Source organism: Lactobacillus sp. CA30L (assembly GCF_059900845.1).
In genome coordinates this window covers 196613-221081 of record NZ_JBWXGB010000001.1, presented here as the reverse complement: position 1 = coordinate 221081, position 24469 = coordinate 196613, and the positions used below count along the sequence as shown (strand labels likewise).

Below are 24469 nucleotides of genomic sequence, written 5' to 3'. Positions count from 1 at the left end.
CGCAAGAAAATCAGTTGTTAACCAGGTACTCAATCAGCAAAAAGTCATTCTGCATGCTGTCCCGGTAGATTGTCTGGTAAAACTGCAGAAAGATTAAGCAGGTCATCAGAACCAAAACGCTGCTTAGCAATGCACTAGCTTTCAGCCTTAACGGTTTTTTTGGCTTCATTCTTTTTCTTCTCCTTCGGTCTGGGATCCAGCTTAAAGCAAATTTCCGAGGCACGCCCGTCCTTTTCCGTTACCGCAATTTTAACCTGGCACTTTTTAGTGACAAAACTTGCCCTGGCAACATTGAGCAGAAGGGGCATGTGCCCACCCTCCGGCGTGGTTACGCGGATCATATTCTTGTAAAAATTTAAAAGGTACATCTTCTCGTTGTCATCCTTGTCAACCTTAATTATGGCCGCCTGTCTGGAGTTGGATGCCTTGGGAAAAACGTAAGCCTTAGCCGCGTCATTTTTTAAGAAGCGGTTGAACTGAACGTACGCAAAGACAACGTCATCGGTTCGGTGCCCCGCCTTGTCTGCCGTAGTCAGACTCTTCAGCAGCCCCTGTAAAATCAGGACCACCAGGAGGGTAATGAAAACCGCAAAAACTGCCTCGGCAATCATAAATCCGCTAGTTTTTAACGCGGTAGGCTTCTTTAGCCGTCGCATCATACACCCCCTTCTCACCTCGCGGTTGGTAAATTCGATCGTGAACCTTGACCTCGCTGAGGCTGTTCTTCTTCAGCACGTGCCAGGCGTATGCACGGTCGGTCTTCAGTTCAATTGTTCGTTCCGTTGCCCGACTCTCGCCGACAACCAGTGCCATCACCAGCACCCCGAATAGCGCTATGACCAGCGCGGTCAGGCTTTCCGCCATTAAAAAGCCCCTCAATTTGTTAAGTACCATCGATTGCACGCCCCCAGGTCATTTGCAGTTTAACCCTCTTAGTATTCTTATGGTTGGTAATTACGATTGTATGTGGCGGCATGGAGCCGCTAGCCGAAATTTTCAGGTTTTCCAGATTGTAAATTTCTAACCCGGAATCAATCTTGAGCGTCCGTGAATAGCCGTTGCCAATGATCGTGATTCTCTTCGACACCGGATAGTACCTGACCAGTGCCGCCCTGTGACGAATCGTTGAGATTCTAGCCGCCTGTTCAAGCGAACTCTTTATTTGCTGGGTCGTGTTGTTCAGAATCAATTTTTCCTTATAAGTACCAAGCTGGACTGAACCCAACAACAGCAACCCAGTCGCAATCGCCAGCGTAATTACCATCTCCAGCACGGTGAATCCGGCCACGCGCGGTCTAATTCGTGCCCTTTTCAACCACACCTTTATTTACCATATATTTCTTAGACTTGTCCAGTTGCCGCTTGGTCAGGTAGCCGTCGTCAAACATGTTCTTAAAGTTGACCTCTTTGCCCTTTCGATCCTTGTCATCTTCGTACAGGCTGACCTGCGTCTGCAGGGTCGTCTGAAAGGCGTTGTCGGTCTTTTCGCCGGCACTCTGCTTCTGCTTGGTCAGGTTAGGCGCAATAATAAGCAGCAGCATCACAACAATTGCAACAACGACAACCATCTCAATCAGGGTAAAGCCCTGTGCCTTCCTTGTCTTAGCAATTATCTTGACCAAATATCTTTTAATTCTCTTTTTCATTTAGAAATACCTCACTTAAATACTTTGACTTAAATACTTTGCATCATCGCGTACATTGGCAGCAGCAGCTTCAGGTACATCCCCACGATTCCCAGTCCAATTAAAATGAAGCAGAACGGCTGCACGTTGACGATTAACTTTTCAATTCTGCCGGCCAGGGTCGAAAACAAAGTTTTGCCTAAAAGCAGGCAGCGCGTGCTGAGGTCGGCCTTCTTTGAACCCGCTTGGAGCAAAAGCAGCAATTCATCGGGAAGAAAAGCCTCCCCCTTGATTATTGCGGTCAAGTTTTGGCCCGCGGCCAGCTTCCTACCCACCATTGCACCGATAAACTGCTGCAGCGAGCCCTCTTCCTGGCGGGAAGCATACTCGCACATCTTCTGCAGCGAGAAGCCACTGGCAAGAAGGAGGCCCACGTCATAAACCAGCAAGTACTTGACGTACAGCTTAATGAGCGGCCCCACCAAGGGATAACGGGCGAGCCTTTTGAGCGACTGGTAGTCCTGTTTCTTGAGCAGACCAAGCACGCGCACCAAGTAGTACGTGATTAAAAAGGCCAGCAGAAGCAAGCCGAGCAGCATGATATCGCCGCTGTGTTCACCCGTTCCCGCGAACTGGTTGGAGACGAAGGACTGCATAAAAAGCAGCAGCACCATCATCATAACCGCCAAAACAATTGGGTAAGACATTTCTGCCTTCAGCTTCTTGATCTGCTCGTTCTTCAGCCGAATCAAGGTGGCCAGCTGCGCCAAGCATTCGACCAAGCTGCCCTGCTCCATAGCCAGGTCAATCTGCGTGGTGATGGTCCTGGCAAAACCCAACTTGAGCATTGCGCCACCCAGGCTCCTCCCGGTCTGAACGCCCGCACTGAGCCTTGCAATCAAGTGTCTGCGCTTGGGCCACAGGATTGGCATTAATTCCAGGCTGGCGTTGAGGGAAAAGCCGTTAGCCAGACTGTTCTGTAGGTAGTCAAGAAAATTCAGCTGCTCTTGACTTGTAAACTTACCCTTCCTGGAACTGTTCAAATACTTGCGCACTGATTGCACCCCTCTTCCTTAAAGCAACCAAGTTATCAACCCAATCAACGTAATTGCCCCGTATTTTTTGGGCAATATTGTCCTGCAGCAGCGTGCCGCTGGCAATATCCATGAGGCAGGAAAGTTCCCCATTGGAGGGCAAGAGCCGCTGGTAGCAGATCGCGGTCAGGCAGTTACTCAGTTCATTGGCATTCACGTGCAGGCTCTCAAGCCGCGATATTGTCTGCAGCGTGCTCTTCGCGTGCACGGTTGCAAACACCAGATGGCCGCTTAGGGCAGCGTCAACGGCCAGCCGCGCAGTCGATTCATTCCTAATCTCACCGATAATCAAAATATCGGGACGATGGCGCAGCGCCGCCTCAAGCAAGCGCGAATACGTGATGTCAGCCTCCAGATTGACCTGGGTCTGCAAAAATTCCGCCTCGTGAATTTCAACCGGATCTTCAATCGTCATCACCACCTGCTTGCGGCCGACGCGCTTGGCAAGCTTGTACATGGTCGTCGTCTTGCCGGAACCGGTTGGGCCACTGGTAATGATTAGTCCGCGCTTGTTCGTCAGCCGGCGCATTTTTTCTACCTGCTCGCTAAAAAAGTAGGTGCCCGTCTCCACCCGGTAAATAATCCTGATCACCAGGGACTCGCTGTCGGTAAAATCACCGATGCTGGACAGGCGCAGGTAATAATTCTCATCTTCGTAGCGGTATTCAAACGCGCCCACCTGCGGCCGCCGGTGTTCTGCAATGTCCATCTGCGCCGCAAACTTCAAGTAATTGATGATTTCTTTACCTTCGTTGCTGCTAAACTCGGTCCGCTTGACAACACCGCTCAACACACGCAGGTTCACAATTACTACAGAACCCTGCATCAAAAAGAAGATATCGCTCGCACGCGCGGCAATTGCATCTTCAATTAGGGAACCAACCACATCTTTGATTCGCATAAAACCCCTCCTTTGTTTTTTTGCTGCCAATATTAAGTACGCAAAAAAGGGGCGGTTTTTTTGAAAAGTATCAGTTGGTTTCTAAAAAACGCCCCGTGTCCTCCCCGCGGTTGCCCCAAACCGGGCCTTTCACAGCAAATTTGCGCATAAAAAAATCACCCAAAATAATTTGGGTGATTCTTTTTAATTAATCTAGTCTTCGTCGGCTGCAGCCGTGTAGACGTTCTGCACGTCATCATCATCTTCAAGCGCATCCACTAAGTTGGCAAATTGCTCCTTCTTGTCTTCAGGAACCGGCGTGGTGTTCTCCGGAATCATGGTCAACTCAGCGTTTGCGAGTTTATAGCCGGCCTTTTCCAAAGCGTCGCGCACCTGCGCAAACTGCTTGGGGTCAGTATAAATTTCAAAGGCATCATCACTGGTCTGCAAGTCATCGCCGCCTGCGTCCATGACGTCAAGCAGCATCTGATCCTCATCGGCATCGGTCGTTGCCCGGTCGATAACGATATAACCGCGCCGGTTGAACATGTAAGCAACAGAACCGGTTGCGCCCAGTGAGCCGCCGTTGCGGGTGAAAGCAACGCGCACGGCCGACGCTGTGCGGTTCTTGTTATCGGTTAAGGCCTCCACAAAAACCGCAACGCCTCCAGGTGCATAACCCTCGTAAGTAATCTCATCGTAGTGTTCTTCGGAATTGCCGTCGGCCTTTTTGATTGCCCGGTCAATGTTTGACTTCGGCATGTTGTTGGCGTGCGCCTTGTCCATTACCATTCGTAAGTTAGGATTCCCAGAGGGGTCAGGACCACCATTTTTTGCAGCCATGTATATTTCACGAGATAACTTTTGGAAAATTTTACCCCTTTTTGCGTCTTGCGCATTCTTGCGGCCTTGAATATTGTGCCATTTTGAATGTCCTGACATAAGAATCCTTCTTTCTCTAGTTTAAGATATTAACGCATTAATCTTACCGCACAGGTACAAAAAATTCAATACTCATCAACATTTAGCGCCTATGATTGTGAAACCGACCGGGCCGTTACTTAATGCACGAGCAAAACAAATTGGTCTTTCCCCTAGTCATGGACCCGGTAAATTAGTAAAATGTATATTGCAATTATTTTTTAAAGGAGAGAAATTTAGTGGAAGAATTGAATTCGAAGAAAAAGTATCTTTCGTGGCCCGTGTTGACCCTGATGGCTTTCTGCACAGTCATCGGGCTCGATGATATTATGTACAACTTCCAGAATCAGGGCATGCCCGTCGTCACGTCATGGATCATCATGTGTCTTTTCTACGTGATCCCTTATTCGTTAATGGTGGGCCAACTGGGCTCCGTCTTTAATGATGACGGCGGTGGCCTTTCATCCTGGGTGCGCGGAACCAACGGTGAGTTTCTGGGCTACTTCACCGCCTGGACGTACTGGGCGGCTTCTATTCCCTATGCAGTCGATTCGGCTAACGAAATCATCGTTGACATTGGGTGGGCCTTGACCGGTTCGGAAAAATTCCAGAGTCAGATTTCCAACACTAAGTTTGCACTCCTGACTTTTACCATGTTCATCCTTTTCATTATTATTGAACACTACTTCTCACACTCGATGGAAGTGCTGTCGACCATTGGTGGCGGCTTAATGCTGATCATGACCTTAATGTTTGTCTTCTTGGCTTTTTTGGGCCTGGCAAAATCAGGCGGGCACATGGCCACCCAGCCATTTACGTGGCACACGCTAGTGCCTGACTTCAACATGCACTACTGGACGACGATTGCCATGCTGATCTTCGCCCTGAACGGTTGTGAGCTTGTCGCGCCGTACGTAACCCAAATGAAAAAGCCCAAGTCTGACTTCCCCAAAGCAATGGTCGCACTGGCCGTAATGACCATTTTTCTGACTGTTTTTGGCTCCTTCGCACTTGGAATCTACTTTAACAGCTACCACATCCCGAATGACCTTAAGATGAACGGCGCCTACTACGTTTTTGACATGGTCGGGCACCAGTACGGCTGGGGCAAGACCCTGCTGTACGTCTGGGCCTGGACGTCGGTCTTTTACAATGCTGCGCTGCTGGCGGTCCTGCTGGATGCCATGACGAGGATGCTGATTTCCGACACGGGCGACAAGTACATGCCGCGTTTTCTGCAAAAGAAGGACAAAAACGGGCTGCCAATCAACGGCTACATTTTGACCGTTGCCCTCTCGGCGTTCATCATGCTGCTAGGAATTTTCCTGCCGGACATGAACGACATCTTCAACTGGCTGTTAAATTTGAACGGCATCATCTCACCCGGCGTAACGTGTTGGATTTTCTTCTCCTTCATGCAGATCAGAAAGAATCCCCAAAAATTCCATTCCGATTATGTTTTCCTGAAAAACGACCGCGTCGGCTACTTTGCCGGACTCGTTTTACTGCTTGTCACCGCCGCCGCAACAATCCTGGGGATTGCGCCCCAGGATATTAAGCCGTTTAGCGGCTACTGGTGGTACGAATTAATCATCAATATCGTCGCGGTGGTCGTATTGATCGGCCTTGGCGTAATTCTGCCAAGCATCAGACGGCGCGAGGAAAAATACGGCATCGCATTCAGCCGCGGACAGTGGGCCGTCATGTTTACCCTGGTGATCGGTTCGATCATCTTTGACCTGTATCTGGGCGAACAGAACCAGCTTTTCCATAACCAAATGGTTAATCTCGGTCAGGTCCACTTGGGACTGAACATCGTTTTAATTCTGCTTGAGACCCTGATTGCCATGCTGGTCTGCTGGCTAGTCGGCAGAAAGAAGCCGGTGCAAGGGGCAAATTAGCGGCGTCAAGGCAAAACAGATTCATGCTTAGCATGAGTCTGTTTTTGTTTTTGGCCCCAAAAGGTCCAGTACTATATAATGATAATAGTAGATTGCAAAGGAGAACAAAATGAAACCTATTCCTTTTAAAGCAGTCGCCATTGACATGGACGGCACGTTTGAAAATGACGACAAAAAATTTGACCACCAGCGTTTTGAGCACGTCTTAACCGCACTGCGCAGGCAGCACGTTCACTTCATCGTTTCTAGCGGGCGGCCCTTATCCCGGCTGCGTCAGGACTTTTATGACTTTTTGGACCGCATCGACATCGTTGCTGACAACGGCTCCATTTTGACCAAGGACAACAAGATTATTGTGCGCCACGTCTTCACCTACAAGACCGGCATCAAGCTGATCAGCTTTATTCAGAACAATTACCCTGAAACCAGGATTGCTGCAAGCGGACTCGACCGCTCCTACGTCAGCAAGCGGGCTCCGGCACAGTTCAAGAACACCATGCACTTCTTCTACCCCGATATGGTTGAGATCGCCAACCTTGTTGACATTCCGACCAGCGATAGCCTCACGAAGCTGACGCTCAACTGCTCAGCTGACCTCGCCAAGGAAATCGAGCGCAAATTTAACCAGAACAACGGCGAAAGCATTCACTGCACAACCAGCGGCTTCGACAATATTGACGTAATGCCCGCCGGGGTCAACAAGGGCCAGGGCATCAAGTATTTCTTGCGCTATTTTGACGTTAAGCCGAAAGAGCTGATTGCCTTTGGCGACGGCATGAACGACCAGGAAATGATTGAGCTGGCCGGCTATAGCTACGCGATGAAAAACGGTGATGACCGGTTAAAAAAGATTGCCAGGTACGAAGCACCCAGCAACAATGACATGGGAGTATTGACGGTGCTGGAGCGCTATCTGGCTTAGAACAGCCATGAACAAAACAAATTGCAGGGGGACATTTATGAGTTATATTGAAGTACGGCATAATTTTAAGCGCTACCGCACGGGCGAGACCGAGGTTCTGGCCAACAATGACGTTAATTTTACGATTGAAAAAGGTGAATTAGCCATTATTCTCGGCGCTTCGGGGGCGGGAAAGTCGACTATTTTGAATATTCTGGGGGGCATGGACACCAACACTTCCGGCGATGTCATCATTGATGGCAAAAATATTGCCAAATACGACAAGCGCCAGCTGACGCGTTTCCGCCGTTATGATATCGGGTTTGTGTTCCAGTTTTACAATTTAATCCAAAATCTGACGGCAAAAGAGAACGTGGAATTGGCAGCGGAAATTGTTTCCGATGCCCTTGATCCCGAACAGACACTGATTGACGTCGGGCTGAAAAACCGCATCAATAATTTTCCCGCCGAACTATCGGGCGGTGAGCAGCAGCGGGTCGCAATTGCGCGCGCAGTTGCCAAAAATCCCAAGATCCTGCTCTGCGACGAGCCCACCGGCGCCCTCGACTACCAAACGGGCAAAAGCGTTTTGCAGACCATTGTAAACCGCAGCCGCAATAATGGTACGACCGTGGTCATTGTTACCCATAACGGCGCACTTGCCCCCATCGCCGACCGCGTAATTCATTTTCATGACGGTCAGGTAACGAAGATCGAGCACAATGACCACCCCGAAGACATCACCAGCATTAAGTGGTAAAGAAGGTCGGACAAATGAATAAGATAATTTGGAAAGACTTTTGGCAATCAATCAGGCACACTAAGGGGCAGTTCTTATCCATCCTTGGTTTGATGATGATTGGCGCGTTTGCCCTGGTCGGTTTAATGGTTACCGGACCAGATATGCGCGCCACGGGCAACCACTATGCTGAGCGGCTGAACACGGCTGACCTGACTGTCATTGGCAATTATGGCTTTGACAAGCAGGACGTTAAGCTGATCAGGCAGGCCAAGGGGCTGCAGAAGGTCGAGTTCGGCTATATGACCGACACGGTTTTCAAAAACAGCCATGAAAGCGTGCGGATCTTTTCAAAACCGAAGACTATCGGGAAGTATGAACTCAGACGGGGACGCTTGCCCCAGCGCGAAAATGAAATTGCCCTGGCTGATCATTACCATAAGTGGTATCAACTGGGCCAGCACCTTAGTTTTACCGAAAAGAAAAACGTGCTTGGCTCCACCCTGCTCAAGCGCAAGAAGTTTAGGGTGGTCGGTTTTGTCCGCTCCAGTCAGATACTGTCCAGCGTCAACTTAGGCCAAAGCAATAGCGGTACCGGTGAGCTCAAGGGCTATGCGGTCGTCGCATCCCGTGCGTTCAACCAGACGGTCTATACCGCAGCCAATTTGACCTACCGCAACTTACGCGGACTCGATTCTTATGGGTCAACGTATACCGCAAGGGTCAGCAGCCACAAAAAAGACCTGCAGGATTTGCTGAAGAAAAACGTTCGGCACCGTCAGGAGCGGATCAACCAGGCGGTCAACCGGAAATTGCACCCGCAAGAAGAAAAGCTGAGACAGGCCAAACGGAGACTGCAGCGTGGTAAGCAGGACCTGACAAAAGCCGCACGTCAACTGGCAAATAAGCAGGAAGAGCTTGCCCAAAAAGCGCAGGCTGCAGGCACGTCTCCTGAACTTAACGCTCAGCTGCAGCAGGCCCAAGCAGAACTTGCGCGCCAGGAAAAGATTTTGCAGGGTAAAAAAGAGCTTTTAGGGCAAAAAGCGGTTAAAACCGAGGCCAAAATCAGTGCCGGCGAGCGCAAGATTGCCCGGATTAAAAAGCAGGTTCAAAAAATGCCCCGCCCTTCTTACAGCGTCTATAACCGGCGCGAAGTACCCGGCGGCGAAGGCAACCTGGTTTATACCACGGTCGCGCAAGTGGTTGAAGACCTTGCCAAGGTCTTTCCCATCTTCTTGTACTTTGTTGCCGCTTTGGTTACCTTTACCACCATGAACCGCTTTATCGATGAAGAGCGGATCAATTCCGGAACGCTCAAGGCACTCGGATATGATGACTTTGTTGTTATCAACAAGTTTATTTTCTACGGTTTTCTGTCGGGCACCATCGGCACTATTATCGGCATCTTCCTGGGGCATACCTTAATGCCGCAGATTGTCTACCACGCCTATTACCAGTCCTTGACCATCCCGCCGATTGAAGAACACTTCCAGTGGCAGATTAGCCTGGCAGCCCTGGTCTTGTCTTGGGTCAGCTCCGTTCTGCCGGCCTACCTCACTGCCAAGAGCGAATTCAGGGAAAAGCCCGCGGCCCTGCTTCTGCCCAAGCCTCCAGCAGCGGGTTCAAAAATCATGCTCGAAAAAATCCCCTTTATTTGGAATCACCTGAGCTTTACCCACAAGGTTACTGCCCGCAACCTTTTCCGCTACAAGAAACGAATGCTGATGACCATCTTCGGTGTTTGCGGCGCCGCGACCCTGCTCTTTGCAGGCTTTGCCGTTAAGAACTCCATTAGCACGATGAACAACCGGCAATTTTCCGATTTGATCCACTACAACCTAATTGTTGCCCAAAAGACGCCAATTTCGGCTAAACAAAAAAAGGCGCTTGCCACTAACTTGCACCGGGATGATGTCAAGCAGACAATGCCCGTTTACTATGAATCGATGACCAAGACGGTGGGCAAAACCGGCGATACCCAAGACATTACCCTGATCGTCCCTAGTTCAAGCAAGCAGCTTGATCACTATGTTCACCTGAACGACCGCAGGACTAAGCATGCAATTGCCCTGCACAATGACGGCGTCGTGATCTCAGAGCGGCTGGCCACGCTGTTAAACGTCCAAGCAGGCGGACAGATTACTTTGACTGACCAAAACAACCACAGGCGTTCAATGAAAGTTGCCGGCGTCACCGAAATGTACATGGGGCACTTCGCCTTCATGACTAGCAACCAGTACCGGCGTGTCTTTCACCGCAAATACAGGACGAACGCCCACCTGGTCAACCTAGCAGACGGCAGCGCCCAGAATACCAAGAAGGCAGCTGCGCAATACATGAAGCTGAGCGGGGTTGCGGGCGTGGTTCAAAACACGGCAATCAGCCAGGAACTTGACGTGGTTGTCCAGTCGCTCAACTTGATTATGGTTGTCTTGATTGTTGTTGCGGGCCTGCTCGCCATCGTTATTCTCTACAATCTCACCAACATCAACATTGCGGAGCGGATTCGTGAACTGTCGACAATTAAGGTGCTCGGTTTTTATGATGGGGAGGTCACAATGTATATCTACCGCGAGACAATCTTATTAACCGGACTCGGAATTCTGGTTGGTTACCTGACCGGTGATCTGCTCTACCGCTATATCCTGTACGTTGTGCCGCCGGACAACGTCATGTTCAATCCGGCCTTGTCAGCGTCCAGCTTCCTGTGGCCGCTTGGCGTAATCGGGCTCATCACCATCGTGCTCGGTTTCATCGTCAATAAGAAGCTGCGCGACTTGGACATGCTGGAGGCACTCAAGTCCGTTGATTAAAACAGCCGCTGGACAATTTCCAGCCCACGTTAAAAGGCTGCCTTGAAGAATCAATCTCCAAGGCAGCCTTTTTGATTTGCCCCGACGCCTAAAGTTGAGCTTTTGCTATTTAATAACTTACCTTAGTGTGGCCGTGAATGCGCACAGGCCATCGTAAACGCCGTGGGCAACGTCAGAACCCTGCGGGCTTGCCAGGAAAACGGCGAACAATAGAGGACCAGACCCAGACCCAAAAGCAGGCGCCTACTTTTGTTTTCATACCCCACAACCAGGAGCACGAGACCAACCAGCAAACTTAAAATCATGATAACAAACCCCATGGCGTCATTTCCTCCAGCTAAAGCAAATACACGGCTAACTTATTTACCACCTAGTCTAACCTGTAGACCATTGACTAAAACTAAAGATAGCGCTTTTTTAAACAAATTTAAACAAGTGCCTAAGAGGATTGAGACAGCAACTAGGCTTTACGGATTAAGACCTCATGCACTAAGGTTCCCCGCTTACCTATTACGGGCATTGAGACCGTGCTGAAAGCCGCTGATGAAGTCAGCAACCGAGCTTGCCAGGTCTTTCCCCAGCCCGGTAATCACGAAGAGCGCCCCAATTGCCACAATCAGACCGCCCCAGATGAGCAGGCTGTTAGTCTTAGGGGCAAAGCGCGCTTTAAAACCAAGCACCAGGCAAACCACGCCACTGATAAAAAGTACAACCATCAATGCCAAAAACAAAGTCTTCACTTCTTCCTATAATTCAAGGTCAAGTTATTCTATCCAATTAGTTTAGCCATCTTTTCAGTGCGCGTCAATCGGCTACTTTTTATTGGCAGAAGCGCCCCGGGCACGCGCCTTAATCTCCGCAACCAGCGGCCCCTTGGCGTCCGCGTAGTCCTGGACCGTGCGCCAGGATTTTGCGGCCAGCTGCTTTTTTAATTCCTGGTATTTTACCCGGTCTGGTTCATTTGCGCGCAGCCAGTCGCGAAAGAGAACCAGGTCGCGGGCCTCGCGGCTTGCGGGACCATAAACGTGGATATGCAGCTGCCGCTGACTGCCAATAAACATCCGGTGCTCTTCCTCGTCGGGCTCGCGAATCCGCAGGACGTAGCCCGCCGCCTCAAGCTGGGACACGTACGCCCGCTCGTCTGCGGGCTGCGGGACAACCAGCAGGATATCAATGATTGGCTTTGCACTGAGGCCGGGAATCGCGGTCGACCCCACGTGTTCAATTTTTAGCGCCGTTTTTCCCAGTGCCTGCTCAATCTTCGCCCGCTCTTTTTGAAAAAGCTGCGGCCACCGCGGATCATATCCAGCCAGCTTGATCGGCTGGTTTTGGCTTACAGGGCCAAGCGTCACTTTTTGCAAGTGCTCAAATGAAGTCATAATTTTTCCCTTCTCAAAATGTTCAGTAAATTACTTAAATAAATATTAACATAATAATAAAAATATGATATATTACTTTCATAGATTTAATGTCCAACGTTAACCAGATCTTCAAATTAACCTGTAATAATTTCAGCCACACCTTCCTTTTTAGTGGCACCACTTACACTTAATTTTGGAGAATTAATTTGGAAAATATTTTAGAAGTAAAACACATTAAAAAGACCTATCACAGTAAGGATACGGAATTTCACGCCCTCGATGATATCTCTTTTAGTATTAAGCAGGGACAGATTGTCTCCTTGCTCGGCCCCAACGGTGCCGGCAAAACGACGATTGTTTCAATTATTGGCGGCTACCTCTTGCCCGACACGGGTCATGTTCTGCTCAACGGACAAGACATCGTGGGTAGCGCCAAGCACCCGCAAATGGGCGTTTCTTTTGGCGGCGACCTTGGCTTCTACCAGCGGGCAACGGCCAGGCAGAACCTGGCCTTCTTCGCTGACCTGGCCCGTGTCCCCTACCGCAAGCAGAAGGCCGAGATCGATCGCGTGCTTGATGTTGTTAGTTTGAGCAACGTCGCTGGCAAACGAGTCGGCCAGTTTTCCAAGGGCATGAAGCAGCGGCTGCACATTGCACGCGCCCTGCTCGGCAAGCCCAAGCTGCTTTTACTGGATGAACCAACCAGTGGGCTTGACGTTGAGATTGCCAAGAGCATTCGCGATACCATTAAAAACCTCTCAGACCTCGGCATCAGTATTTTGCTGACCAGCCACACAATGTCCGAAGTCGAGGTCCTGGCCGACAACATCATCCTGATCGGTGCCGGTCGGGTCTATTCGTCCGGTACGGTCAAGGATATTGTCCAGAAGTCGCAAGTGACTCACATTGACCGCCCAGCCACGCTGGAGGAGTCGTACCTGGCGCTCGCCCCAGAATTGCGGAGGAAATAACCATGACCTTTCTCCGTCTCTTCTGGTTTCACTTTAAAGAATACCTCTCCGATCAGTATTTTGTCGTGCTAACGCTATCCAGCACGCTGTCCATCTTCTTGGTGCAGTACACGCTGGCCTACGCCAATCACAGTCTATCGAACCCCAGCATCTGGATTCAGAGCGCCATCTTTGGCATGTGGTCTTCGTGTACCACCGCGGCTGGCTGCATTGGCTTTGAGCGCTTAAAGGGCACCCTGCCCTACTTGATCAACAACGCCTACGACGAACGCCTATCGCTGATTGCGCTCCTATTGCCCGCCTCCACCTACGGCCTGGCCGCCTTTCCCCTGGCTTGGCTGCTGGCCAAGATTCTGGGGGTCGCCACCGGCCCCATTAGCGCTCAGTTCGTGCTGATAACCGTCCTGCTCTGGCTGGCCATGGCGACGATGGGGATCTTCATTGCGTCATTCTTCACGCTGACGCCGAACGCGATTACCTACGAGGCACTGATCGGAACGCCGATTGTCCTGCTCTCGGGACTGTTTGGCAGCCCCAGCCTTTTAAGACCGCTGATTGCCGTTGCGCAGTGGCTTATTCCGATGACGACTCCGATTACCTACCTAACGGGAAGCAACCCAACGTTTCACTGGCCGGCCTACCTGTGCAGCTTATTGCTCTGGTTTTTATTAATTACCTTAATGGTCAAAAAAATCAACCAGCTGGCACGCAAGAAGGGAGAATTAAACTTAATCTGATGCTTAAAACACAATTTTCTTCACTATCGTTCTTATCCAACTGGCGTACGATCCTGGTCTACTTTTTCATTACGCCCGTGGTCGACATGGCACTGCTCGTTTTGATCGATGCCCAGTACACCGGCCGCTTCGACTGGTACGTGGTCCTCGCGTCAATCGCTATTGACGCTGCCCGTCTCTCCTTGAGCACAATGACGCAGTCGCTAATCAACGACGCTGCGCTCGGCGTTGACTACGAGCTGATCGCCAAGCGGCCCTTCAGCCCCCGCTACTGGCTCGACAAGGTCTTCGTCGCACTCCTGGCCGGACTGACCTTGGCAGCAACCAACCTGTTTCTGGCCCTGCTCTTCGGTGCACCCATTGCAATTATCGGGCGCGTGATCATCGTCCTGCCCCTGTTGTGCCTGTTCGGTCTCGTCCTGGGCTTCACCTCCTGGGCGGTTAGCTGGGAGATGAACGACCCCTACTTCCTGTCGAACATCGTCGAGGCGGTGATGAGCCTCGCAGCCGGCGTCCTGGTCGTTATCACGGCCTACCCGAGCTGGCTGGAAAAGATTGCGCTGCTCTTCCCGTTTTACGGTCCCATCAACCTGATCAAGTTCGGCCACGCCGACTTGACCAGCGGCGTTTTCGTTACCGCAGTCTGGCTGATCGTCGGGATCGCCGCTTACGTTCTGCAGATCAAGCACGTCCTGCAGACCAGGCAGCACAAGTACAACTAACTACAATTGATAAAACCGCATTTAATTTATCAAAAATGAGCTCACACAGTAGGACGTCCAAAATCGAGATCAGATTTGTCGTCAGCTTTTGCCTACTCATGTTAATAATTATTGCTAACCACTATAAGGATAAGCAGCAACTAAATTTTAGGCCACTCAAAAATTTGGCACGGGTTTAGGCAAAACAAAAAGGCAGTCGCAGTGCGGCTGTCTTTTCTTGTTGGTAAACTTTAGTTAATCTTCGCCTTGCCGAGCAGCACTGAGCTGGTTACGACCGACAGCGAACTGAAGGCCATGGCTAGGCCCGCAATCTCGGGACTTAGTATCAGACCAATGCCGGCAAAGAGGCCGGCAGCTACCGGAATGCCGAGGACATTATAGATGAACGCCCAGAACAGGTTCAGCTTTATCCGCTTGAAGGTCTTTTGACTCAGGTCCAGTGCCCGCACCACGTCTTCCAGGTTGTTTTTGATGAGGACAATACCCCCGGCATCGATGGCAACGTCGGTGCCCGAGCCCATTGCAATCCCGACGTCGGCCTGGGTCAGGGCGGGCGCATCGTTGATGCCGTCACCGACAAAGGCAACATGCTTGTCCTTCTGCAAATCCTTGATCGCGTTGGCCTTGTCAATCGGCAAGACTTCCGCAATCACCCGGTCGATGCCGACCTGCGCGGCAATTGACTGGGCAACCTGCTTGTTGTCGCCCGTCAGCATCACGGTTTCCAGTCCGCGGCGCTTAAGATCGGCCAGGGCCTTGCGTGCATCCGCTTTGGGCGCATCTTGAATGGCAATTGCGCCCGCAACCGATTGTCCAACCGTTACAAGCACAACGGTCTTGGCTTCTTTTTGCAAGGCTGCAACTTTCGCCTGCAGTTCAGAATCAGCATCATCCGCTAAATTCTGCTTAGGCTTGCCGACAAAGACCTCTTTGCCGTTAATCTTGCCCTGAATGCCCTGGCCTTCAACCGCCTTAAAGTCGGCCGCTGGCAGATTCTTAACCCCTGCCCTTTTGGCAGCAGCCAGAATGGCGGGCGCTAGCGGGTGTTCAGACAGGCTTTCCAGGCTGGCAGCCAATTGCAGAACTTGCTGCTTTTCGCCGACTACATCCGTTACCTGCGGCTTGCCTGCAGTGATTGTACCCGTTTTGTCAAAAACAATGGTATCAAGATTATTTGCGGCCTCGAGAATTTCACCGTTCTTGATCAAGATGCCCTTCTTGGCACCGAGGCCCGTCCCGACCATCAGTGCGGTCGGCGTGGCCAGGCCTAGTGCACACGGACACGCGATCACCATCACAGAAACCGCAAAAATCAGAGCGCCGGGCAGGCTCTTACCCAGGACAATATACCACACCAGAAATGTAATAATCGCAATAATCAGGACGGTCGGCACGAAGATATCAGCAACCTTATCGGTCAGCTTCTGAATCGGGGCGTGGCTGCTCTGGGCCTTTTTGACAATCGCAATAATTTGGGAAAGCATCGTGTCGCTGCCCACCTTTTCGGCTTCAAAAACGATTGAACCCGACCGGTTGATGGTCGCGCCAATCACCTGGTCGCCGGCCCGCTTCGTTGCCGGCAGGCTTTCGCCCGTGACCATCGATTCGTCGATAGCGGTAGTGCCAGAGACAATCTTGCCGTCGACCGGGATTTTCTGGCCGGGCCTAACTTGAATCAGATCGCCTGCGACCACCTGGTCAATTGGCACTTCGAAAAAATCGTTGCCCCGCTTGACCAGTGCATTCTTCGCGCCCAGATTGAGCAATTTGCTCATGGCGCTCGAGGCGTTGCTGCGCATTTTTTCTTCTAATACTTGTCCCAAAAGCACGAAGGTAATGACAAAGGCCGCACTCTCAAAGAAGACCGGCTTGCCCGCAAACATTGCGTAAATGCTATATAGGTAAGCCGTCAAGGTGCCCAGGGCCACCAGGGTGTCCATGTTGGAATGGTGCTTTAAAAATGCGGACCACGAGCTGGTCAAGAAGGGACCGGCCGACGTTAGCATGATGATCGTGGTTAAAACAAACATTGTCCGTGCACCACCGGGCAGCATCCAGCCCGTAAACGGGTGAACGACCATCTCGACCAGCATCGGCAGAGATAACAGTAGTGATATCCAAAAACGCGTAGCAGTTTTCATTCTAGTCTTGTCCCCGTTCTCCCTCTGCCCAACTACTTAACAATAACCTTGCCGTGGAACATGTTCATGCCACAGGCCCAGTCGTACTCACCCGGCTTGCTGGTATCAATCTTGATTTGCTCCGTTTGGTTCAGCGGCAGCTTTTCATTGACGCCCAGGTCAGAAAAAATGACGTGGTCAAGACAGGTGGAAGAATCGACCCGCTTGAAATTCAGCGTGGCCGGAACGCCCTTCTTTAAGACAACCTTTTCGGGCAGGTAGCCGCCCTTGACCTTGATGTCAACGGATTGGCCGCTGGACTTTACATCCGCACGCGCCGCCCGCACCTCGTGCTTAGTAAAGAACCACCAAGCAATAAAGGCAATAGCAACTACTCCAGCCAGCAAAACAATAATTTTAGTCATAACCGCAAGCTCCTTTTTAAACAAGTTCAGTCTACGTCTACATCTGTAAACAAAGTCAGTATACCGTCTTTGTTTACTTTTGTAAACATTAAAGCTCAAAAAAGCTGCTAAATCTGCGTACTAGACGCAAATTCAGCAGCTGTGCTTTTTAAAGGTCGCCCACCAATTATTTGAAATTAGTCACATAATCATCTATTTGCTCGAGGTAAGCCCGTTTGGCGTTTGCACTGATCCAGGAAGTGGCAAAAGAGTTGCGCGCGATTTGCGTCAGTTCTTTTTCACCCCAGCCACACTTCAAGGCGAACTGATAGTAAACATCATTAATGTAGGTATTTCCCTTATAAGCTGGGTCATCCGAATTAAGGCTGACCAGTGCGCCCCGGTCGAACAGCTGGGTGATTGCATCCTGCTCCATGTCCTTGCGGGTGTAGTAGTAGGCAATGGGACAGGCCGTGATGCCGATTTTTTGGTCAACCAAGTAATCCAGCAGATCATTATTATCAATGATATTCATGCCGTGGTCCAGGCGGTCAACGTCGATCACCTCAAGCGCCTGCTTGATATGCTCCACCGAATCAACCTGCTGGGGATCGCAGTGCATCGTCAGGTAGTAGCCCTGACTTCTGGCTTCTGCAAAAACCTGCATGAACTTGAGCGGGGGGTTGTGGTGCTCGGCCGAATCCAAACCGACGCCCAAGATCCAGCCCTTTTCATAATACGGCTGAGCCGCAAGCAGCGTCTTTCGGGCCGCTTCCTGGGAAAACTCACGCAAGAAGCACATAATCAGCTGCGCATCAACGCCCAGGGCGCGCTCGGTCCGCAGAACCCTCATCCCCTTGTAATAGGCCTTCAAAAATTCCGTCAGGCCAAACCCGTAGCTGTGGTCAACATCCGCCGGCGAATTGGCACCAATGTCGATGTTGTTTCTCTGCGCGCAGGCAAATTCCAATTCTGCTTCGAGCGTGCCCTCAACGTGCACGTGCAATTCGGCCTTGGGCAGGCCGGCGATAAATTGATGTAGGGACTTTTCTGTCATCACGTACTCCTTCACTTAATTCAGGTTTCCTCAGATCGCAAATGCTAAGTGGCACCAGAAAACCGCTTTACTATCCTTTTGGATAAACACGAACATTATTCATTGATTGCTTAACCAGTGCGCCGCTTTAGTGCTTAAATAAATAATAGCGAGTTTTATTAATCTTGACAATATTTTATTTTAAATCAAAAATAGTTCGTGTATTTTAGCTGCCGCTGCCACAGCTTTTTTATCCCCTCCAGAAAAATATGATATATTTTACCCTTGACCACCGGCCCAATCACTAGTAAAGTGGAATAAATTTATCGTCAGATGTTTTAGCAAGGAGAGTGCATTAGATGGCAAGTTGGACAACGAAGTTTTCTAAAGAAGGATTGACCTTCGATGACGTTTTGTTAATTCCCGCTGAGAGTCACGTTTTACCCAATGAGGTTGACCTGCAGACGGAGTTGGCGCCAAACCTCAAACTGAATATTCCGCTGATCAGTGCGGGCATGGACACGGTCACCGAAAGTTCGATGGCAATCGCCATGGCCCTGCAGGGGGGCCTCGGCGTGATTCACAAGAACATGTCGATTAGCGCGCAGGCCGGCGAAGTGGCCAACGTTAAGAGCGTTGTCGTGCCCACAAATATTGCCCGGGCGGCAGTCGATGACCAGAACCGCCTGTTAGTCGCAGCCGCTGTGGGCGTCACGAGCGATACCTTCGAGCGTGCGGAAGCCCTTCTTGAAAAGGGTGCCGACGCAATCGTCATCGACACGGCTCACGGCCACTCTGCGGGCGTCCTGCGCAAGATCAAGGAGATCCGCGCACACTTCCCCCACGTCACGCTAATCGCTGGCAATATTGCCACGGGCGACGCGGCCCGCGCCCTCTTTGACAGCGGCGTTGACGTGGTCAAGGTCGGCATCGGTCCCGGGTCAATCTGCACGACACGGGTGGTGGCCGGCGTGGGCGTGCCCCAGATCACAGCCATCTATGATGCCGCCACGGCTGCCCGTGAATACCACAAGCCCATCATCGCCGACGGCGGGATGAAGTACTCAGGCGACATCGTCAAGGCCCTCGGCGCCGGTGGCAACGCCGTGATGCTCGGCAGCATGCTCTCGGGTACGACCGAAGCGCCGGGTGAAATCTTCGAAAGTGCCGGTCAAAAGTACAAGACGTACCGCGGCATGGGCTCGGTGGGCGCAATGGCACAGGCCCACGGTTCATCAGACCGCTACTTCCAGGGCGGCGTGAACGAGGCCAACAAGCTGGTACCGGAGGGCGTCGAGGCCCGGGTTGAGTACAAGGGCGATGTTTCCGACATCATTTTCCAGATTATCGGCGGCCTGCGCTCCGGCATGGGCTACGTCGGTGCAGCCACAATCGCCGAATTAATCGAAAAAGCGCAATTCGTCCGGATCACGAATGCGGGTCTGCGCGAATCCCACCCGCACGACGTTCAGATCACCAAAAAGGCACCGAACTACGAGAGATAATAATTTAATGCACAGCAAAAGCGCCAGTTCCGCTAACCAAAGCGGCAACTGGCGTTTTTTATCAATCTACTTTTCGGCTAAGGCCTCGTTAAGCTTCTGCAGGTTGGCCATTAATTCGTTTTTGATCGTTTGACCCAAGATGCGGGCCGTCATTTCTTCCGAATTAACAAAATACGTAGTAATCTCTTGTTCAAGCTCCTTAGCCCTATCCGTCAGCAATATCTTCTTCAAGCGCGAGTCGCGCGCATCAACCTTCCTGACAATCAGCCCATTTTGTTCCATCAAGCGCAGGATGTTGGTTGCGGTTGACTTCCTGATGTTAAACTCGCGCTCGATGTCCTTTTGATAGATTGAACCCTTGGATGCAAACGAGTTGAAATATTCGATTATCAGCATCTGCGTCCCCGTCAAGCCGAGACTCCTTGCGTACCGGTCGACGTTGCGGTTGAACGTATTTTGCACCCGCTGCAGAACCAACCCTAACCTGTCCATTCACTAGTCCTTCTTTGCTACTGGCTTTGTTGCCCTATAGAGCAAGTATACACCAATAATCACCAAAATCAGCAAAAAAATCAATCCGCTCCGGGCACCATCAATTAGTTTGCCGGCGGCAGTAGCCCTTGTACTAATCTGCTGCGTGAACTGCATAATTGCGGACACAATTGCGGTTCCCACGGCTCCGGCAAACTGCTGGGCCATGTTGAACAGGCCATTGCCATCCGTATTTTCGCTTGGGTCGAGTTCGTTAATGGAAGCGGTCATCGTATCGCCCATGATGAGGCCAATCCCCAGCATCGTAATGATGTAGAATAAAATAATTTTCCCTGAAGTCAAGGATGAGGCAAAGCTGCAGAACAGGAAGCCTCCGCTTATTTCCAAGACCGCCCCCGTCATGATTGGCTTGCGTGCACCGTAATTATCGAGCAGCCGGCCCCCAATTGGTGATGCAATCGCACCGATTAGTCCCCCGGCAAGAAGCAGCAGACCCGCCGTCATTGCGGTCGACTTGTTAATAATCTGCACGTAGTTTGGCAAAATGAAGGACAAGCCAAGCGTGTTAATCTGGAACAAGAAGTAGGCGCACAGGCCCAAGGTAAATTTGCTAATCTTAAGCACACGGATATTAATCAGTGGGTTTTCTACTTTCAGCGAATGCTTGATGAAGAACACCAGCGCAAGCACACCAACAGCCAAGGGCATACAGAAAGCTAATGGCTTTTGCAGGACGGCGGCCAGATTGCTGAAAGCCAGAATCAGCCCAATGAAGGCAATAGCAATGCAGATAAAGCCTGTTGCATCCAATTTCATACGCTGCTTTTGGTCAGCATCTTTGGTAATTGAAACCAGCCCCATGATAAGCGAAACGATCATGACCGGAAGCATAAAAATAAAAATGTAGCGCCAGCCCAGCAGGTTGACGATCAGACCGCCAAACGTCGGTCCCAATGCGGGTGCCACCGCCGTAATCATCGTCCCAATGCCCATGAGCAAGCCAATTTTATCCAACGGCGTCCGTTCCAAGATAATATTGAACATCAGTGGAATCGCAATTCCGGCACCCGCACCCTGCACAATACGACCAATTACCAGGACCACAAATGACTTGGCCACAGCATCAATCATCAGCCCTAAGATGAAGAAGCCGGCCGCCGTAATGAATAGCTGGCGTGAGTTGAAGTTCTTCTTGAGGTAGGCCGAAAGTGGCATCACGATTGATGCAATCAAGAGGTAGCCCGTGGTCATCCACTGTACCGCCGTCATGTTAACGCCGAATTCCTTCATCAACACGGGGAAAGTAATGTTGCCCGCAGTTTCAATCAAAACACCCGAAAAGGACATTAATCCGGCTGCAAAGATTGAGCATATCAGCTTTGCATCTATTTTTCTTTCCATTTTGAACCTCCAATTAGTTAGTAAGCTAACCAATTAAACATATTAAACCAATTGGTTTGAAAATGCAAAAAATATTGGCATATAAGCTTAATTTACTTAAGATCCTACATAAAAAGCATAAAAAAGCCCTCCTATCAAACTATAGATAAAAAGTGAGGCGCAACTAAAAAGTTAGATATTTTATCATTAAGCAGGACCCAATGCACAATTCCGATATTTGCTTGGAGTCGCGTATTTTAGTTTGTTTGATCGTCTGATGTGGTTGAACCAGTACACGTAATCGCGCAGTACTACTCGCATTTCTGCTAGTGAATTAATCTTAATGCGGTTGAGTTTCTCCCGATGCATTATCGTGACAGTTGCCCTTGCGCGACATGCTCTGTCTAATCTTCATCTGCCTTAATTTAGATTGATAGCCGCAATGGCAGTATTGCAAGCCTTGGTCCGAGTGCAAAATAGGTTGAGCGTCTCAGGCAGCTTGTGCTTGAGCTCTGCCAGCATGTCATAATCCAGTTTCATCGATGACCGGCGAAATATAAACTTTTTTGCCTGAAGTCAGCTTGAATTCAGGAGGATAAGTTGGCCAGGCCTGTTTAACCTTCAAAGCGATTAAGCCGTATTCGCAGGCTCGTTCTGCCCAGGCCTTGATTCAAGTATAATCAACGCCATATTCCCGGTCTAGACTAGCTAAAGTTTCTTGGTTAGATATTAGATAAGTATTTACTGCAAATTTCAATTTTGTAATCACTTGAATATTTAGTCATGAAAAAAGTGCTCCTAATAGTCAGATTAATGTCTAACTATTATGGAGCACTTCAAAGCGCTTAATTATTCTTTTTGGTCTGCTTCAAGTACAGCACCCAGGTCAGCGCCGTCAACACGCCAATCGCCAGGCCCACCCAGAGAAGCGGCGAAGTGGTTAAAACGGTACCGTGTCCGAGCTCTTCTTGCAGGTAGCGGACGTAGTTGTGCGCATAAAACTGCAGGGCGCCAAACGTGCCGATAGATCCCAGAATAAGAAAGGCCGCAGCCAGGTACTTGCCAAACAGGCCCAAGAGGGCAGCTAGGACAAAGACGACTAGTGCACCGAAACAGAAGTAGTGAAAAATATCAATGCTCTTCTTGATCTTGGCGGAATTTTGCTTCAGGGTGTCATTCATCTTCTCCAGCATCCCGGTGGCAACTGCCTTTTGAACCGCATTTTTTTCCGGTAATTTCAAGTTCTTAGCCGTTACCTCGCCGTTTTCCTGGTAGCTAGTGCTAAGGTCGTACAGACTGGCATAGGACGCATCATAGTGGTACTCCGCCGGCAGCTGGTCAACCAATTTGCTGACCAGACCCAGGCTCTGGGCCAGTTCCAGCGAAGCCTTCAGGCGCACATCCCCGCTCTTGGCAATATTCTCCTTGAGCGTTGTCCGGGCCATCTTGTGCACGTTGGGCTGGCTAATGGTTACCGGACTCTTCAGCAGCAAAAAGCCGGACAACAAGACCAGCGCAACAAAAATAAGCCGCAATAAAAAACTAGCAAACTTCTTCATCAATAATCCCCCCAATAACTATTACTTACACTCGTGTTGTTTTGCTAGCAAGCAGTTGCAGTCAACCATTGCCGGTGCATCCGCCTTCTTTTGGTCAAGCTCAGCTTCAATCGTCGTGATATCGCCCTTTGATAGGGGCATCTCCTTCAAGATTTCAATCATCACTTGGCCCTTGTGCATGTCACACATGTGGCCCATCATTTCACTGGTGACCTGAATCATCATCTGCACTTGATTGACAGTAGCCGTGTAAACAAAACGACGCCCATCCTTGCGTGTTTTTAGCAGGCCCTTCTTAACTAAGCGCCCCATCAGGGTCTTGATGGTCGATTCGGACCACCCCATCTTGGCCTGGAGCTGGTCGATCACGTCCCCCGCATGGATTTCGCCCAGCGTCCAGACAATGCGCATTACTTCCCATTCGGCGTCAGAAATATTCTGGTCCTTAACTTTATTGGTCATAATATTCAACTCATTTCCTCAGAGCACAAATTTCTTCAGTGCCTTGGCAATGCCGTCGTGATCATTGTCATCAGTCACATAGTCTGCGCTCTCTTTAATCATGCCGATGGCGTTGCCCATCGCAACTTTTTTAAAATCAGGATTGGCAAACATGGAGACGTCGTTGCCCTGGTCGCCAAAAACCATCACCTGGTTCTGTGCAATCCCGAGCCGGTCGGCTAGCTGCACGAGTGCATTGCCCTTGGAGGCGTCCATGATGTTTATTTCAATAATTTCAGGAAAACTGCGCACAATATCATACTTGGCAAAGGCCCATTCTGGAATATTGTTCCAAAACTTGTCCACTTCCTGCAGATCACGCATCACGCTGAAACCTACCTTGTTGAATGAAAAGTCCTGCGGAATCTCCTCGAACTTGCGGGCCTTAATCATGCTGTTGTTTACCGCAGCATTCACGCAAAGATTGGTTGCCAGGTCACGGTCACAGGTCCAAAAGCATTCGGGCGTCTCAAAGTGCAGGTTCACGTGTGCAAGCCGCTGTAGCCGCCTCATACTGGTAAAATCACGGTAACCCATTTCCTGGTTCATCAGGACATTGCCCGCAACGTTCTGAATCACGGCACCATTAAAAACAATATTATATTGTTTCGCGCCCGTTAAACCCAGTTGTTCATTAAACGGCATCACGCCCGACAATGGACGCCCGGTGGCTAAGACTACCTGAATGCCCTGGCTGCTGGCCTGCTTTAATAATTTTTCTGTTTCCGGCAGAATTTGGTTTGAACTGGTGAGCAAGGTTCCGTCCAGGTCAACTGCGATTAATTTGATTGCCAAAATATTTCCCCC

General features: G+C 50.3%; 27 protein-coding genes and 1 pseudogene. 8 read left to right on the top strand and 20 right to left on the bottom strand.

Annotation, left to right across the window (positions count from 1 at the left end):
• Nucleotides 1-10: 10 nt before the first annotated feature.
• The 8 genes from AC2JF8_RS01150 to AC2JF8_RS01115 form a co-directional block, all read right to left on the bottom strand.
• Nucleotides 11-169, bottom strand: coding sequence for a hypothetical protein (locus tag AC2JF8_RS01150; protein ID WP_500729397.1), 159 nt, complete (start codon nt 167-169; stop codon nt 11-13).
• Nucleotides 135-659, bottom strand: coding sequence for a competence type IV pilus minor pilin ComGF (locus AC2JF8_RS01145; protein WP_500760399.1), 525 nt, complete (start codon nt 657-659; stop codon nt 135-137). The genes AC2JF8_RS01150 and AC2JF8_RS01145 overlap by 35 nt, the downstream gene beginning before the upstream one ends.
• Complete coding sequence (locus AC2JF8_RS01140; protein ID WP_500760398.1) at nt 619-894, bottom strand: hypothetical protein; 276 nt, start codon at nt 892-894, stop codon at nt 619-621. The genes AC2JF8_RS01145 and AC2JF8_RS01140 overlap by 41 nt, the downstream gene beginning before the upstream one ends.
• Nucleotides 884-1315: a Prepilin-type cleavage/methylation protein gene (locus AC2JF8_RS01135; RefSeq protein WP_500729394.1), complete on the bottom strand. Its 432-nt coding sequence runs from the start codon at nt 1313-1315 to the stop codon at nt 884-886. The genes AC2JF8_RS01140 and AC2JF8_RS01135 overlap by 11 nt, the downstream gene beginning before the upstream one ends.
• Nucleotides 1296-1646, bottom strand: a complete 351-nt coding sequence (gene comGC, locus AC2JF8_RS01130; protein ID WP_500760396.1) for a competence type IV pilus major pilin ComGC — start codon at nt 1644-1646, stop codon at nt 1296-1298. Before comGC ends, AC2JF8_RS01135 begins: the two co-directional genes overlap by 20 nt.
• 29 nt (nt 1647-1675) lie before the next feature.
• Nucleotides 1676-2680 carry a type II secretion system F family protein gene (locus AC2JF8_RS01125; RefSeq protein ID WP_500760393.1) on the bottom strand — a complete coding sequence of 335 codons (1005 nt, stop codon included), beginning with the start codon at nt 2678-2680 and terminating at the stop codon, nt 1676-1678.
• The gene (gene comGA, locus AC2JF8_RS01120) at nt 2646-3620 is read right to left on the bottom strand and encodes a competence type IV pilus ATPase ComGA (protein WP_500760391.1); all 975 of its coding nucleotides are present in this window, start codon (nt 3618-3620) and stop codon (nt 2646-2648) included. Before comGA ends, AC2JF8_RS01125 begins: the two co-directional genes overlap by 35 nt.
• A gap of 192 nt (nt 3621-3812) precedes the next feature.
• Nucleotides 3813-4541: a YebC/PmpR family DNA-binding transcriptional regulator gene (locus AC2JF8_RS01115; protein WP_500729390.1), complete on the bottom strand. Its 729-nt coding sequence runs from the start codon at nt 4539-4541 to the stop codon at nt 3813-3815.
• Between the two features lie 218 nt (nt 4542-4759).
• Here AC2JF8_RS01115 and AC2JF8_RS01110 point away from each other — a divergent pair, with 218 nt between their 5' ends.
• From AC2JF8_RS01110 to AC2JF8_RS01095, 4 genes are all read left to right on the top strand, one after another.
• A complete protein-coding gene (locus AC2JF8_RS01110; protein WP_500760389.1) occupies nt 4760-6421 on the top strand; it encodes an APC family permease in 1662 nt (553 codons plus the stop codon).
• A gap of 109 nt (nt 6422-6530) precedes the next feature.
• A complete protein-coding gene (locus AC2JF8_RS01105) occupies nt 6531-7343 on the top strand; it encodes a Cof-type HAD-IIB family hydrolase (protein WP_500729388.1) in 813 nt (270 codons plus the stop codon).
• Between the two features lie 37 nt (nt 7344-7380).
• Entirely contained in the window at nt 7381-8082 is a 702-nt protein-coding gene (locus tag AC2JF8_RS01100) for an ABC transporter ATP-binding protein (RefSeq protein ID WP_500729387.1), read from the top strand.
• A gap of 14 nt (nt 8083-8096) precedes the next feature.
• Nucleotides 8097-10874 (top strand): FtsX-like permease family protein, encoded by a 2778-nt coding sequence (locus AC2JF8_RS01095; protein ID WP_500760386.1) that lies wholly within the window; start codon nt 8097-8099, stop codon nt 10872-10874.
• A gap of 122 nt (nt 10875-10996) precedes the next feature.
• Here AC2JF8_RS01095 and AC2JF8_RS01090 read toward each other — a convergent pair whose 3' ends face one another.
• The 3 genes from AC2JF8_RS01090 to AC2JF8_RS01080 form a co-directional block, all read right to left on the bottom strand.
• Nucleotides 10997-11179, bottom strand: a complete 183-nt coding sequence (locus AC2JF8_RS01090) for a hypothetical protein (protein ID WP_500760384.1) — start codon at nt 11177-11179, stop codon at nt 10997-10999.
• Between the two features lie 198 nt (nt 11180-11377).
• Entirely contained in the window at nt 11378-11590 is a 213-nt protein-coding gene (locus AC2JF8_RS01085) for a hypothetical protein (protein WP_500760382.1), read from the bottom strand.
• Between the two features lie 96 nt (nt 11591-11686).
• Entirely contained in the window at nt 11687-12253 is a 567-nt protein-coding gene (locus AC2JF8_RS01080; protein ID WP_500760380.1) for a GrpB family protein, read from the bottom strand.
• A gap of 188 nt (nt 12254-12441) precedes the next feature.
• Here AC2JF8_RS01080 and AC2JF8_RS01075 point away from each other — a divergent pair, with 188 nt between their 5' ends.
• The 3 genes from AC2JF8_RS01075 to AC2JF8_RS01065 are packed head-to-tail and all read left to right on the top strand — an operon-like array spanning nt 12442 to nt 14665.
• Nucleotides 12442-13206 (top strand): ABC transporter ATP-binding protein, encoded by a 765-nt coding sequence (locus tag AC2JF8_RS01075; protein ID WP_500760378.1) that lies wholly within the window; start codon nt 12442-12444, stop codon nt 13204-13206.
• A gap of 2 nt (nt 13207-13208) precedes the next feature.
• Nucleotides 13209-13943, top strand: a complete 735-nt coding sequence (locus tag AC2JF8_RS01070) for a multidrug ABC transporter permease (RefSeq protein ID WP_500760375.1) — start codon at nt 13209-13211, stop codon at nt 13941-13943.
• Complete coding sequence (locus AC2JF8_RS01065; protein WP_500729379.1) at nt 13943-14665, top strand: antibiotic transporter permease; 723 nt, start codon at nt 13943-13945, stop codon at nt 14663-14665. Before AC2JF8_RS01070 ends, AC2JF8_RS01065 begins: the two co-directional genes overlap by 1 nt.
• A 230-nt stretch (nt 14666-14895) precedes the next feature.
• On the opposite strand, the gene AC2JF8_RS01060 is transcribed toward AC2JF8_RS01065, so the two are convergent.
• The 3 genes from AC2JF8_RS01060 to AC2JF8_RS01050 all read right to left on the bottom strand — a co-directional run bounded on the left by AC2JF8_RS01060 (nt 14896) and on the right by AC2JF8_RS01050 (nt 18246).
• Nucleotides 14896-16806 carry a copper-translocating P-type ATPase gene (locus tag AC2JF8_RS01060; RefSeq protein ID WP_500760372.1) on the bottom strand — a complete coding sequence of 637 codons (1911 nt, stop codon included), beginning with the start codon at nt 16804-16806 and terminating at the stop codon, nt 14896-14898.
• 32 nt (nt 16807-16838) lie between these two features.
• Nucleotides 16839-17210 carry a cupredoxin domain-containing protein gene (locus tag AC2JF8_RS01055; RefSeq protein ID WP_500760370.1) on the bottom strand — a complete coding sequence of 124 codons (372 nt, stop codon included), beginning with the start codon at nt 17208-17210 and terminating at the stop codon, nt 16839-16841.
• A gap of 166 nt (nt 17211-17376) precedes the next feature.
• The gene (locus AC2JF8_RS01050) at nt 17377-18246 is read right to left on the bottom strand and encodes an adenosine deaminase family protein (protein WP_500760367.1); all 870 of its coding nucleotides are present in this window, start codon (nt 18244-18246) and stop codon (nt 17377-17379) included.
• A 338-nt stretch (nt 18247-18584) separates the two neighbouring features.
• Between AC2JF8_RS01050 and guaB the strand changes: the two genes are divergently transcribed.
• Nucleotides 18585-19730: an IMP dehydrogenase gene (gene guaB / locus AC2JF8_RS01045; RefSeq protein ID WP_500729374.1), complete on the top strand. Its 1146-nt coding sequence runs from the start codon at nt 18585-18587 to the stop codon at nt 19728-19730.
• A gap of 66 nt (nt 19731-19796) precedes the next feature.
• On the opposite strand, the gene AC2JF8_RS01040 is transcribed toward guaB, so the two are convergent.
• The 6 genes and pseudogenes from AC2JF8_RS01040 to AC2JF8_RS01015 form a co-directional block, all read right to left on the bottom strand.
• Complete coding sequence (locus tag AC2JF8_RS01040; RefSeq protein WP_500729373.1) at nt 19797-20222, bottom strand: MarR family winged helix-turn-helix transcriptional regulator; 426 nt, start codon at nt 20220-20222, stop codon at nt 19797-19799.
• A 3-nt stretch (nt 20223-20225) separates the two neighbouring features.
• Nucleotides 20226-21623, bottom strand: a complete 1398-nt coding sequence (locus AC2JF8_RS01035) for a DHA2 family efflux MFS transporter permease subunit (RefSeq protein WP_500729372.1) — start codon at nt 21621-21623, stop codon at nt 20226-20228.
• Nucleotides 21624-21809: 186 nt separating this feature from the next.
• Nucleotides 21810-22074: pseudogene (locus AC2JF8_RS01030) on the bottom strand (IS3 family transposase); the annotation flags it as partial.
• A gap of 373 nt (nt 22075-22447) precedes the next feature.
• A complete protein-coding gene (locus AC2JF8_RS01025; RefSeq protein WP_500729371.1) occupies nt 22448-23161 on the bottom strand; it encodes a hypothetical protein in 714 nt (237 codons plus the stop codon).
• Nucleotides 23162-23182: 21 nt separating this feature from the next.
• A complete protein-coding gene (locus tag AC2JF8_RS01020; RefSeq protein ID WP_500729370.1) occupies nt 23183-23623 on the bottom strand; it encodes a CopY/TcrY family copper transport repressor in 441 nt (146 codons plus the stop codon).
• A gap of 18 nt (nt 23624-23641) precedes the next feature.
• Nucleotides 23642-24457, bottom strand: a complete 816-nt coding sequence (locus tag AC2JF8_RS01015; RefSeq protein WP_500729369.1) for a Cof-type HAD-IIB family hydrolase — start codon at nt 24455-24457, stop codon at nt 23642-23644.
• Nucleotides 24458-24469 lie beyond the last annotated feature (12 nt).